The organism is Novosphingobium rosa NBRC 15208 (assembly GCF_001598555.1).
Taxonomy (GTDB): domain Bacteria; phylum Pseudomonadota; class Alphaproteobacteria; order Sphingomonadales; family Sphingomonadaceae; genus Novosphingobium; species Novosphingobium rosa.
In genome coordinates, this window is the sequence record NZ_BCZE01000020.1 from 37,729 (window position 1) to 51,030 (window position 13,302).

Annotated in this window: 7 protein-coding genes; 5 read left to right on the forward strand and 2 right to left on the reverse strand. The window is 64.6% G+C overall.

Going from position 1 to position 13,302, the window contains the following annotated elements:
- The first annotated feature begins 119 nt into the window (after window positions 1-119).
- Window positions 120-1,835, forward strand: coding sequence for a putative bifunctional diguanylate cyclase/phosphodiesterase (locus SR3_RS07695; RefSeq protein ID WP_068083251.1), 1,716 nt, complete (start codon window positions 120-122; stop codon window positions 1,833-1,835).
- A gap of 200 nt (window positions 1,836-2,035) precedes the next feature.
- Here SR3_RS07695 and SR3_RS07700 read toward each other — a convergent pair whose 3' ends face one another.
- Both SR3_RS07700 and SR3_RS07705 read right to left on the reverse strand, forming a co-directional pair.
- Entirely contained in the window at window positions 2,036-3,421 is a 1,386-nt protein-coding gene (locus SR3_RS07700) for an aryl-sulfate sulfotransferase (RefSeq protein WP_157098696.1), read from the reverse strand.
- A gap of 34 nt (window positions 3,422-3,455) precedes the next feature.
- Window positions 3,456-5,867, reverse strand: a complete 2,412-nt coding sequence (locus SR3_RS07705; RefSeq protein WP_084455161.1) for a TonB-dependent receptor — start codon at window positions 5,865-5,867, stop codon at window positions 3,456-3,458.
- 277 nt (window positions 5,868-6,144) lie between these two features.
- Between SR3_RS07705 and SR3_RS07710 the strand changes: the two genes are divergently transcribed.
- From SR3_RS07710 to SR3_RS07725, 4 genes are all read left to right on the forward strand, one after another.
- A complete protein-coding gene (locus tag SR3_RS07710) occupies window positions 6,145-7,878 on the forward strand; it encodes an arylsulfatase (RefSeq protein WP_245653820.1) in 1,734 nt (577 codons plus the stop codon).
- A 260-nt stretch (window positions 7,879-8,138) separates the two neighbouring features.
- Window positions 8,139-10,964, forward strand: coding sequence for a TonB-dependent receptor plug domain-containing protein (locus SR3_RS07715; protein WP_084455163.1), 2,826 nt, complete (start codon window positions 8,139-8,141; stop codon window positions 10,962-10,964).
- A gap of 131 nt (window positions 10,965-11,095) precedes the next feature.
- Window positions 11,096-11,983, forward strand: a complete 888-nt coding sequence (locus SR3_RS07720) for a LysR family transcriptional regulator (RefSeq protein WP_068083260.1) — start codon at window positions 11,096-11,098, stop codon at window positions 11,981-11,983.
- 2 nt (window positions 11,984-11,985) lie between these two features.
- Complete coding sequence (locus SR3_RS07725; RefSeq protein WP_068083264.1) at window positions 11,986-13,290, forward strand: CitMHS family transporter; 1,305 nt, start codon at window positions 11,986-11,988, stop codon at window positions 13,288-13,290.
- Window positions 13,291-13,302: the final 12 nt, after the last annotated feature.

Consider the following 13,302-nt stretch of genomic DNA (forward strand, 5'->3'; position numbering starts at 1 on the left):
TCCATTTGATGACAATATTACAGTGAAAGCCCCGTAATTTTGGCGAGGTTTGGCCCTACATTTTGCTTTAATCCTCCGTCCTTATAGTCAGCCTTGTGGTCTGCTAGGAAACGATAAAAATGACACTGCGTTCTCTCGTCAAGCCCTTGCCGGCCTTGCGCAGTTTCGACGTGGGTGAAGCGGCCTACAATCTGTTTCAGGAGATCGCCGAATGCCCGCTGCTGGTCGTGGTGGACGACCATGGCAAGCCGATCGGCATGGTGGAGCGCAACAGCTTCCTGATGCAGTTCTCCGCCGAATTCGGTCGCGCCCTCTTCGCCCGCCGCCCGATCACCCGCATCATGGAACCGGTGTCGCTGCTGGTGGAGGCGCGCGAAAAGGCCGCCGACTTCGCCGAGCGCGCGCTGGACAACAATTTTAACGATCTGGTCCGCGGTTTCGTCGTGGTGGAAGATGGGCATTATCTGGGCGTGGCCGGTGTGGTCGATCTTCTGCGCGCGACCCTGAGCGAGCGGGCTCGCACCGCCCAGCGTCTTGAGAAGCTGGCGCATTTCGATGCGCTGACCGGGCTGCCCAACCGGGTGCAGCTGCTCAACCACCTCTTCACCCGCCTGCAGCAGATCGATCAGGCCGATGAGCCTCAGGAGGTGGCGCTGCTGGCCATCGATCTGGACCGCTTCAAGATCGTGAACGACACCTTCGGCCATGCCGCGGGCGACATGGTGCTCAAGGAAATGGCGGTGCGCTTGCGCAATGCGCTGCGCGCAGATGACATGCCCGCGCGGCTGGGCGGCGACGAATTCGCCGTGGTGGTGAGCGGGACTGCGGTCGAAAAGCTTTCGGAAAAGATCGCCGACCGCCTGATCGCGGCGATGCGCGAACCCTTCCGCTTCGGCGACAAGGTGGTGCATCTGGGCGGCAGCATCGGCATCGCCATTTACCCGCAGGATTGCGGCAATGCCGAGGAATTCCTCAATTACGCCGACGTTGCGCTCTACAACGCCAAATCGGATGGCAAGGGCATCTGGCGCAAGTTCTCGCCGCGCATGCGCGATGGGCTGGTGCAGCGCAATGCGATCGAGACCGACCTGCGCGGCGCGCTGAGGCGCGGCGAGATCGAGGCGCATCTGCAGCCCCAGCTGAATCTTGCCGATGGCCGCATTTCCGGCTTCGAATGCCTGATGCGCTGGCGCCATCCGGAACGCGGCATGATCTCCCCGGCGATGTTCATCCCGCTGGCCGAAGACATCGGCCTGATCCACGAGCTGGGCGAATGGATGATCGACGAGGCCTGCGCCATCGGTTCCGCCCTGCCTGCGCCGCTGACGGTGGCGGTGAACATTTCGGTGGTGCAGTTCCGTGTCGAGGGGCTGGTGCAGGTGGTGCAGCAGGCGCTGGAACGTTACGGTCTGGACCCTGCGCGGCTGGAGCTGGAGATCACCGAAAGCGTGCTGATCGACGATGAGGAGCGGATCAAGCGCTATATCCGTGACCTCAAGGCTTTGGGCGTCAAGATTTCGCTCGATGATTTCGGCACCGGTTTCGCCTCCTTTTCCTATCTGCACAGCTTCGATTTCGACAAGATCAAGATCGACCGCAGCTTTGTCAGCGGCCTGCCGGACAATCAGGCCTCGCGTGCGATCGTTTCGGCGGTGGTGGTGCTGAGCACGCAGCTCGGCGCGGTCGTGGTGGCCGAGGGGGTGGAGACGCAAACCCAGCTCGAAGCGCTGCGCCACTATGGCTGCCATGGCGCTCAGGGTTTCCTGATCGGGGCTGCCGATGCCGACCCCTTCGTCTATCTGGGGGAGGAGGCTGCGGTCTATATGGCGGCCTAGCCTATGCTGGCGCAAGGGCCTCAACCCACCAGCGCCGCGTGAGCAAGGCGCGATAGCCGCGACCTTGATGCGCCAGCGGCGCGGGATCGATCTCCGGCGTGGTCAGCTCGCTTTCATGCATCAGTTTCAGCAGGCGCGGCTGGGTGGCGGCGAAGGTCAGAGGGGCCGGTGGCGCATGCCTCCAGCCCCCCGTCCATGGATCAGGGTTCGACCGGCACCCGGAAGCTGCCCAAAGCGGGCGGCGTCACGGGTTTCTCGGCGTGAGCCGTGCCCGGCGGCACCCAGTCATAGGGCACGGGCTGGGCGCGATAGACCCAGTTGCTGGTCACCGGCTTGCCGGAGCCTGCCGCCGCCGTTTTGGCGAAATAGGGGCTGACATACTCCCAGACGATCTCGCCCTGCGGCGTCACCTGAAAGAAGCGCCCGTTCATCCCCTCATCGATCAGCGTGTTGCCGTTGGGCAGACGCCGCGCGCTGGAGATAAAGGCGCTGCGGAAGGCCCAGAGCGGCTGGTCGGACTTGTCCGCCGTGTAGGACCAGACCACCTTGCCGGTGGTGGGATCGATCTCCAGCACGCGCGAACCGCCCACCGTGGCCAGTTCGGCGGCGGGATAACCGGCAGCGCCCTGATTGTCGAAGAGCAGCAGATTGCCCGCGCCCGGCAGGCCCCTGGGGATGATATGGGCATCATGCTGGCCGACGAACTGGTTGACCTGCTCCCCGGCAGGCGGCGCCGGCAAAGGCTTCGCTCCGGCCTCATGGCTGACCAGCGGCGGCAGATTGGGGCCCAGATGCCAGACGACCTTGCCGCTCTTCTTCTCGATGATGGCCACGAAATCGCCATTGCGGGAATCGATCAGCACATTGTCGGGATCGAAGCGCTTGTCGTCCGCATCGAACCATCTGTTGGGACCGACCGAGGTCATATCGTTGAGGTGGAAATAATCGGGCGTGGAGGCGGCGCGGATCAGGCCGAGCTGCTCGGGGGTGAAACCCAGCTCGTCGAGATGATCCGAGATGGCCCATTGCCACACCAGCTTGCCTGCGGGCGTCACCTCATAGACCACATCGTCCAGCTGCTGGGGCAGGGTGAAGCCCGGCAGCTTGTGCGACCAGTTGGCCAGCACCAGCGTGTTGCCATTGGCCAACCGCTGCCAGTCATGATGCTGGCGCGCCTCGCCGGTGGGGGAGCCCTCGCCGCTCCATGACCAGACGACCTTGCCGTTCCAGTCGAGTTCGGCGATCGACTTGTTGCTGAAGATCTTCACGCCGGGCACGGTGCCGATCCCGGCCTTGTCGCTGGCCTCCAGCTGCACCAGCACATGGCCGCGCGCGCCTTTGGTGACCGCCGGGTCAAGCAATTCGCCCGGGAAGCCCTGCTGTTCCCAGCGGTGGACTTCATTCCCGTCCATATCGATCAGATGGGTCTTCTCGTCGGTGCCGCTGAAGATGATGTAGCTGTTGTAGGCTCTGGCCGGATCATACACCGTGGTCCCGGTGGGGAACACGCTGGGATTGGCCAGAGCGGTGCCGCCGAGCAGCGCAAGCGAGGCCGCCAGAAGGGCGGCAGGCAGGTTTTTCGTCATCCGCATATCCTTATCGAGAGGGGCGTCCAGATGGTCACAGCTTGGTGCGCAGCGTCACGCCATAGGTGCGCGGATCGCCCAGCGTGCCGCGAATGGCGCCGAAATTGTCGGCCGAGAGGGTCAGATAGTAGGTCTTGTTGGTGATGTTGCGGGCCCAGAGCTGGATGTCGTAGCGCCCGTCCAGAGCCCTGATGCCGAAGTGCAGATTGGCCAGCCCATAACCGGGGATGCGCGAATAGATCGAATCCGCCGCCGTGGTGTATTGCGCGCTGCGATAGGAGTAATCGACGCCCGCATAGACTTCCGCGTCATGGCCGAAGTTGCGGCCCAGGGCGCCCTTGGCCTCGCCGCCCGCCGATCCGGCCCATTTGGAGACGCCCGGCAGCAGGCGCCCGCTCATGTTGCACAGGGTCTGGCCGGTCACCTCGATGGGGCAGGGGGCGTTGGGATAGGAAAGGTAGCGCGCATCGTCATAGGTGCCCGAGGCGTAGAAGGAGAGCCAGGGCGCCGGATTGCCATGCAGATCGGCCTCGAAACCGCGCGAGCGCACCTTGCCGACATTGGTGAAATAGCTCTGGTTGTTGCGGGTGACGTCCACGATGGTGGTCTGGTAATTGCTGTCATCGGTCCAGAAGCCGTCGACATTGGCCACCAGCTTGCCGCCCAGCCAGCTGGTTTTGAGGCCGGCCTCATAGGAATTGATGGTTTCCGGCCCGATCACCGGATTGGCGGCATAGGCCCCCGTGGTCACAATGTTCGACAGGTTGAGCCCGCCGAACTTGTTGCCCCGCGAATAGGTGGCATAGGCCAGCACGGCGGGGGTGATCTTCCATGAGAGCGTCGCCTGCCCCGAAAGGCGCCCGGCGCTGGTTTCCGCGCTGAAGGAATTGGCCACGCCATAACGCGCACGCAGCGTGTTGGCCGCCGTCTGCTGGGCGGCGGTGAGGCCTGAAAGATCGGCGCCGCTGGCGGTCTGGACAAACCAGCCGGTCTTCTTCTCGTAAGTGTAGCGCAGGCCGGTGGTCAGATCGACATTGGGCACCACATGCCACACCGTCTGGGCGAAGGCCGCATAGGAGTTGGTGACCGGCTCGGAATGGCTGACGATGTTATAATTGTTCAGCGCGGCGGCCGCTGCCACCTGATCGGTGGTGGGCGCATACCACAGGCCCGCCTGACGGCCATAGAGGTTCACCGCCTCGGCCTTGATCTGCTGATAGAGGTAATAGACCCCCGCGACATAATCCACGCGCCGCTCGCCGGTCGAGGCGATGCGCAACTCCTGGCTGAACTGCTTCTGATTGTTGCTTTGATGGGCGTCGGTCTGGGCGTCGAGCGGCGTGTTGTCGCCATCATTGTGCGGATACCAGTTCCAGGCGCGATAGGCGCTGACCGCGGTGATCGTGGCACCATCCAGACTGTAATCGGCGGTGGCCGAAACGCCATGCTGGTTCATGCGATAGTTCTGCTGACCATCGACATCGACCAGCCGCGCCGAGGGCGGGGCGCTGATCGGCGTATAGCCCGCCAGCTTCGCGCGATCGGTGAAGTTGTTCGCGAAATTGGCGCCGTTGGTGTAGTTGCGGATCACACCCACCAGCACGCTGGAGGCCGTGTTGCTATGCTGATTGCCATAGTCACCGATGATGCGCAGCTTGAAGCGGTCGCTGGGGGTGAAGAGCAGCTGCCCGCGCAGGCTGAAATCGTGGTAATCCTGCCCGTTGAAACCGGTATGGATGTTGGTGGTGTAGCCGTTGCGGTCGGTCTTGGAGACGAAGAGGCGCGCGGCCAGCTTGTCCTCGATCAGCGCGCCGCTGGCATAGGCGTGGATCTGGTGGAAGCCGTAATTGCCGCCGCTGACATCGCCGCCGAACTCCGGCGTGAAGGTCGGTGCCTTGGTGTTGATCACCACCGCGCCCGCCGAGGTGTTCTTGCCGAAGAGCGTGCCCTGCGGCCCGCGCAGCACCTCGATATGGTCAAGATCGGCCATGTCGAACACCGCCTGACCGGGGCGCGCCAGATAGACGCCATCCTGATAGACGCCCACGGCAGGCTCCAGCCCGTCATTGTAGACCGAGACATTGTTGCCAAGCCCGCGAATGTTGATCGAGGTGTTGCGCGGGTTGGTGACGGTGACGACAAGGCTGGGCGTCAGCGATTGCAGATCGCGCAGATTGTAGGTGCGGGTGGCTTCCAGCTGCTTGCCGGCAAAGGCGCTGATGGCGATGGGCACATCCTGGCTCTTTTCGGTGCGGCGGCGGGCGGAGACCATAATATCGTCGCCAACGGTGGTTGGGGCGGCGGCGGTGTTCGCGGCGGCATCGGCAGCGGGCGCCTCGGTTCCGGCCAGCGCGGGCATGGCGCCCAGCAGCGCGGGGGCGGTGCAGGCGATCAGGGCCAGGCGCGAGATATCGCTCCGGCTGTGGCGGAAAACTGAATGTGGCATTGTCCCTCACGTTCCATGTTGGTGCGTTCTGGACGTTCGCCTATTGGTTAGGTCGGATATCGGGCAACATATAAAATCTACCAATATGATGGAGTTTTACTACCTTGCCCCTTTTCGACCCTCCGCCGCATACGAGCGCGTCGTCAGCGCATCGTGCGAAAACGTGGGAACCGGTTTTTCGCGGGCAACGATGCGATCACACAAACCCCGAGCACCATGCGTGATGGCAACATCGCGCATGGTGCTCCGCATGGACCAAACCAAAGGGAAGCATCCGGTGGCAAAACGTCGATCTTTCAAATCTCTTGCGCTGGCTCTCGTGGCCGCCACCAGCCTGAGCGCCGCATGGGCCGCTCCGGCGCTGGCGCAATCGGCTGCCACCACGCAGGCACCGCAGGCGCAAGGCCGCCCCAACTTCCTCGTCATCGTGGCCGACGATCTGGGCTGGTCGGACCTTGGCGCTTTCGGTGGCGAGATCCGCACGCCCAACCTCGATGCGCTGGCGCTGAAAGGTGTGCGCTTCACCGGTTTCCACACCGCGCCCACCTGTTCGCCCACGCGTTCGGAGCTGCTGTCGGGGGTGGACAATCATGAGGCGGGCCTCGGCTCGATGGCCGAACTGCTCGACGCCAGCCAGCGCGGGCATGATGGCTATGAGGGTTTCCTCAACAACCGCGTCGCCTCGATTGCCGAGCTGCTGCAGGCGGGTGGCTATCACACGCTGATGGCGGGCAAATGGCATCTGGGGCTGACCGAGCAGACCAGCCCGGCGGCGCGCGGCTTCGACCAGTCCTATGCCCTGCTCCAGGGCTTGAGCAACCATTTCGGCGCCGATCAGACCGAGGCCTGGGGCAAGGCCGGGGAACGCTCGACCTGGCGCGAGGGGCTCAAGGAAGTCCATTACCCGCAAGGCAAATATGTCGATGACCAGTTTGCCGATCAGCTGATCGGCTTTCTGGATCAGAGCGCGAAGGCGGGCGATACCAAGCCCTTCTTCGCCTATCTCACCTTCACCGGCCCGCACTGGCCGATGCAGGCCCCGCCCGAGGACATCGCCCGCTACAAAGGGCGCTATGATGCCGGTTACGATGTGCTGAAAGCCCAGCGCCTTGCCCGCCAGAAAGAGCTGGGTCTGGTGCCTCAGGATGCCGTGGCGCATGCCCATGAGCTGGCCAAGCCGTGGGACAGCCTGACGCCCGAGGAAAAGGCCTTGGAATCCCGCAAGATGGAAATCTACGCCGCCATGGTCGACCGGCTGGACCAGAATGTCGGCCGCGTGATCACGGAACTCAAGCGCAGCGGGCGCTATGACAACACCACCATCATCTTCCTGGCCGACAACGGCCCCGAGGGCAATCTGATCACCGGCCCCAAGGGCGGCAATTTCAACCAGCTGCTCAAGATCGACAACAGCCTTAGCAATCTGGGCAAGGCCAATTCCTATGTCGGCTATGGCCCGGGCTGGGCCGAGGCCAATGCCGTGCCTTCGCGCCTCGTCAAATCCTATCCCACCGAGGGCGGCATCCGCACCACCGCCTTTGCCTCCGGCGCGGGCGTGCAGGGCGGACGGATCAACACGGCCAACCTCAGCGTCACCGATATCGCGCCCACGCTGCTGCAACTGGCGGGGTTGACCCAGCCCGCCAGCTTCAACGGCCATCCCATCCTGCCTCATGAAGGCCATGGCTGGAGCCAGCTGCTGGCCGGCAAGACCGACACCGTGCGCTCGCCCGAGGAAGCGCTGGGCTATGAGCTGTTCTACCGCCGCGGCCTGCGCAAGGGCGACTGGAAGATCGTCTATCTGCCCGCTGCCGGGGCCGATGCCGCCGTCTATCTCAAATCGGGCGTGGGCGACAATCAGTGGCGCCTCTACAATCTGGCGCGCGATCCGGGCGAAACCACCGACCTGTCCGCCAGCGAACCGGCCAAGCTGAAGGAACTGCTGGCCGATTGGGACAGCTATGCCAAAGCCAAGCAGGTGATCGCGTTGAAGAAACCGGCGCAGCCCTGAACAGTGCCGGGCTCTGCATCGCGCGCAGGCCGCGCGATGCAGGGTGTGGCTGCCTGCAAGCCCCGGCATCGTTTCGATGCACTTATCAGCGCGGGTTATAAGACCATAGGTCAATTGTATTTCACTTGATCGTCGGCGCGCTGCATCACGCCTCCAGACAAGAAAACCACCAAGGTGGAGAGGGAGAACAATCCGGATCGGACGCGCAAGGCTGCGTTCCGCAAGGGCACCTCTTCGCCGATGGTCTGGAGGAGGTGCGCATGACGGGGGTATTCGGAACAAAACACTGGCTGATGGCGGGCACGGCGCTGACCATCGGCATCACCGGCCTGCAAGGGCAGGCTTGCGCGCAAGCCGCGCCCGCCGCCGATCAGGTGCAGGCGAGCGAGCCCAAGCCGCAGGACATCGTGGTCACCGGTTCCTATCTGGGCAACATCCGGCAGGAGAACCGCGCCTCGCCCATTCTGGCGGTGGACAATGCCGCCATCGAGCGCACCGGGTCGTCGTCCATCGGCGATCTCACGCGGTTCATCCCGCAGAATGTCGGCAGCACGGGCGGCCTGCAGGATCTCTCCAAGGGCGGCGCGGATTCGCGCGATACGCGCTCGGCCAATCTGCGCGGACTGGGCGCGGGATCGACGCTGGTGCTGCTCAACGGGCGCCGCGTGACGCCTCAGGCGGGCGACGATTACGTCAACCTCAACAGCCTGACGCCCGATATCGCCATCCAGCGGGTGGAGGTGCTGCTGGACGGCGCCTCCTCCACCTATGGCGCGGATGCGGTGGCGGGCGTGTTCAACGTGCTGACCGATACGAAGTTCAAGGGTTTCAAGACCTCGGCGCAGTACACCAGCATCGACAAGTCGCCCGCCTGGAACGTGCAGGCCATGCTGGGGCTGGGCAGTGACCGGTTCCACACCGTGCTCTCGGCCTCCTACCGCTTTCAGGACAATCTGCAGAATTCGGACCGCGCGGTCACCAATTTCGTCAACAACACCGCCAGCGGCTATCCCGGCAGCTATCTGCTGACCGGGCGCCCGCTGACCGCGACCGGTGGCCATGTGGTGATCGGTGGCAATGATTACACCGCGCTTTACGATGCCAACAAGGCGGCCAATGGCACGCTGAAAGTGGTGGACCCCAATTGCGGCGCGGCGGGCACCAACAGCGTGTACTCGCCCACCGGCGGTGCGACCTTCGGCCTTGGCAACTGCCTCTACAATTTCCAGCCCAAGAACCCGATCCGCCCCCGCGCGCGCAGCATCAACATTCACGATGATACAACCTTCGAGATCACCGACGCCAACACGCTGTTTGCCGAAATCAGCTATTACCATCAGGACTCAGACCGTTTCGGCGTGCCGTCCTATGCCCAGAACGCGGGCAATGCGACGATGCCCGCCTCCAACCCCTATAACCCCTTCGGCGTGAATGTGCTGTTCTATGGCCGCGCCATCGGCGCTCAGGGTTTTCCGGGCGGCTATGACTATCGCGTGATGCGCGATACGGTGAACCAGCAGCATTATGTGCTGGGCGGGCGCGGCAGCCTGATCGGGCGATGGAAGTATCTGGCGACGCTGACCTATTCGGCATCGCAAACCATCGCGCGTGACCGTGACACCGATATGAACCTGTTCCAGGCGGCGCTGCGCGGTTACGGCGGCCCCAACTGCAACACCAACTTCCTGGGCGGGGCCAGCGGCGCGGTGGCGGGGCAGGGCAGCTGCCTCTATTACAGCCCCTTGCAGGCCAATCTCTCGCAGATGGACCCCTCGCTGATCTACAATCTGCAGAGCGACGTCTTCACCGATTACAAGCGGCAATATTACATCGCCGAGGCCGTCGCCAACGGTCCGCTGGCCAGCATCAACGGCCATGAGATCGCCGTGGCCATCGGCGCGCAATATCGCCGCGAAACCTCCACCACCACCTATTCGGACCTGCTGCTCTCGGGCTATGGCGGCTTCCTTGGCAAGCATCTCAACACCAGCTTCGCGCGCGAGGTGAAAAGCGTCTTTGCCGAAGCCAATTACGAACCCATCGACAGCCTGACCCTCAACGCCGCGGCGCGTTACGAAGATGCGGGCGGCTACAGCAAGCTGGTGCCCAAGGTGGCGGTAAACTTCCGCCCGGTGGACTGGTTCTCGCTGCGCGGCTCCTACAGCAAGGCGTTTCAGGCGCCGACCTTGGCCAATGGCTCGGCCTCGCTGATCGGCACCAATGTGGTCAATGTCACCGATCCGGTCGACGGCACCACCAGCTTCCGCACGATCCAGACCTATGGCAATCCCAATCTGAAGCCGCAGTCCTCCACCGTCTACAACATCGGCGCCACCTTTGTGCCGACGCGGCGCGCGCGGATTTCGCTCGATTACTGGAACTATCAGTTCAACAACCAGATCTCGACGCAGAACCCGCAGCAGGTGGTCAACACCGCGCCCAACGGCAGCGCGGTGATCCGCGATCCGCTGACCGGCGGGCTGCAATCGGTGCTGGTCTCCAGCTTCAACGCGCCCAGCGGCACCAAGACGGCGGGCCTCGACCTGCAGGGCCAATATGGCTTCGATGCCGGGCCGGTGAAGCTGACCCTGCGCGACACGCTGACCTGGCTGCTGACCTATGATGTGGACACCGGCGTGCTGCTGCGCGATGCCGGCGGCAATGTGACGGGATCGGTGGTCTACAATGGCGTGGGCTATCGCAATGCCTTCAACCAGTCGCCCACATCCTCCTCCGCCGCGCCGCGCTGGCGCAGCGTGGCCGGGGTGGACGCCAGCTATGGCCGCCACACGCTCTCGCTGACATGGCGCTACACCTCGGGCGTGAAGGACGATTACGGGCAGAACATCAACACCACCGGCACGGGCGCGGTGCTGCCCAATGTGACGGCCAAGGTCGCCTCCTTCTCGGTGTTCGACGCGCAATACAGCCTGAATTTCGGCAAGGACAACCGCTACGACCTGGCGCTGGGGATGATCAACATCTTCGACAAGGCGCCGGGCGCCGCGCTTTACAACGGCTATCTGCCCTCGATCGCGGATCCCTTCGGGCGGCAGATGTACGCCCGCGTTTCGGCGAAGTTCTGATGATGGCTGGCGAGGCCATGGCATCGGCGTCCTCGACAGGCATCTGCCTGCTGGACGCCGCGCCTGAGCCTCGCCACCATGCGCCCCTCGCCCGGCCAGAAGGCCGGCTTCCTCTGGCGCACAGGTTCCGTATGCCCCGCACCCCCAGCCTTTCCGTCTTGCGCCAGTTCCGCATGCTGGCCCAGACCGTCAACTTCAGCCGCGCGGCGGAGATGAGCTGTGTCTCGCAACCGGCCCTCTCGCGCACCATCCGCCTGCTGGAGGAAGACCTTGGCGGGCGCCTGTTCGACCGCAACCGCCGCCATGTCTCGCTGACCCCGGCGGGCGAGGATCTGCTGCGCCTGACCGAACGCCTGATCGCCGATTTCGACGAGGCCTTCGATCAGCTGGGCCAGACCCTGTCGGGCCAGCGCGGGCGGGTGGTGCTGGGGGTGTTGCCCTCCTATGCGGTGGGCGATCTGCCGCAAGTGCTCAGCCGCTTTCGCGACCAGTGGCCGGGGGTGGATGTGACCGTGCGCGAGGGGCTGGCGGGCGCCATCTATCAGCAGCTGCGCGAAAGGCTGATCGATCTGGCGGTGATGACCCCGCCCGAGGACACGGAAGAGGATTTCACCTTCCTGCCCCTGTTTTCAGATCCCTGCGCGCTGGTCTGCCGCGCCGGAGAGGCCCCGCCGCAGCCCGGCTGGGACAGCTTTACCCAAAGCCCCTTCATCGCCATGGCCCCCTCCAGCAGCGTGCGCCAGATCACCGATGCGGCCTTTGCCCGCGCCGGCCTCAGCCCGCGCCCGCTTTATGAATGCGCCCAGCCTGCCACGCTGGGGGCTTTTATCGCGGCCGGGCTGGGGATCAGCGCCTTGCCCTTGTCCTGCCGCCCGATGGTGGGCGCGCATGATCTGGAATGGCGCCGGCTCGACGATCCGCAATCGGAGCGGCTGATCGGCATCGCCCATCTTTCGGGCCGCAGCCTGTCGCCCGCCGCGCAAAACATGATGGCGGCCCTCTCCGCCGGGGAGGGCTGAGCATGCTGGCCCTTGGAGCTTTGGCCATTGTCGGCGTGATGCTGGCGGTGATCCTCACCAACCGGCTGTCGCCGCTGGCGGCGATGATCCTGATCCCGGTGGCGGGCGCGTTGCTGCTGGGGCAGGGCGCGGGGGTGCCCGGCTGGATCATCGCTGGGGTGACGAAGATCGCTCCGGTGGCCGGGATGTTCGTCTTCGCCATCCTGTTTTTCGGCGTGGTCAGCGATGCGGGCCTGCTGGCGCCTTTGGTGAACGGCGTGCTGAAACTGGTGGGCCGCCGCCCCTCGCGCATCACAGTAGGCACATCGCTGCTGGCGCTGCTGATCCATCTCGACGGATCGGGGGCGGTGTGTTTCCTGATCACCGTGCCCGCAATGCTGCCGCTCTATGACCAGCTGGGCATGGACCGGCGCATTCTGGCCTGTTGCGCCTCGCTGGCGGCGGGCGTCAACTTCCTGCCGTGGACGGGGCCGACCCTGCGGGCCAGCGCGGCGCTGCATATCCCCACGGCGCAGATTTTCGCGCCCATGCTGCCGGTGCAGATCGTGGGCCTGATCTTCGTCTTCGGCGCGGCATGGTGGATGGGACATCGCGAAGAGCAACGCCTCGCCGCCCTGCCAACCATCGCCGATCCGGAGATCGAGCCCGCCGCCGCCGCCGATGTGCAGGCCTTCGATCCGCTGCATCGCCCGCGCCTGTTCTGGCTCAATCTGGCGATCACGCTGGCGGTCATCGCGCTGATGGTCACCGGCAAGGCCGAGCCTGCGGTGGTCTTTATGGTGGCGACCGCGCTGGTGCTGGCGATCAACTACCCCCGCGCCGAGGATCAGCGCGCCCGCATCGAAGCCCATGCCCGCCCCGCCATGATGATGGCCGGCATCCTGTTTGCCGCCGGGGCCTTCACCGGGATCATGAATGGCGCGGGGCTGATCCATGCGCTGGCCCAGTCCAGCGTTGCGCTGGTGCCCCCCGGCATGGGCGCGCGCATCCCGCTGCTGGTGGCGCTGACCGGCATGCCGCTGAGCATGCTGTTCGACCCCGACAGCTTCTATTTCGGCGTGCTGCCGGTGGTGGCGCAGGTGGCCGGGCATTTCGGCGTGGCGCCGGTGCAGGTGGCGCAGGCCGCGCTGCTGGGCATGCATACTGTCGGCTTTCCCGTCAGCCCGCTGACGCCCGCCACCTTCCTTGTCGCCGGGCTGAGCCGCATCGAACTGGGCGCGCATCAGCGCTTCGCCTTCCCATGGCTGTTGGCCGCCACGCTGGTGATGACGCTGGCGGCGCTGGCCCTGGGCCTGATCGGATTATGAGTGAGAGCAACC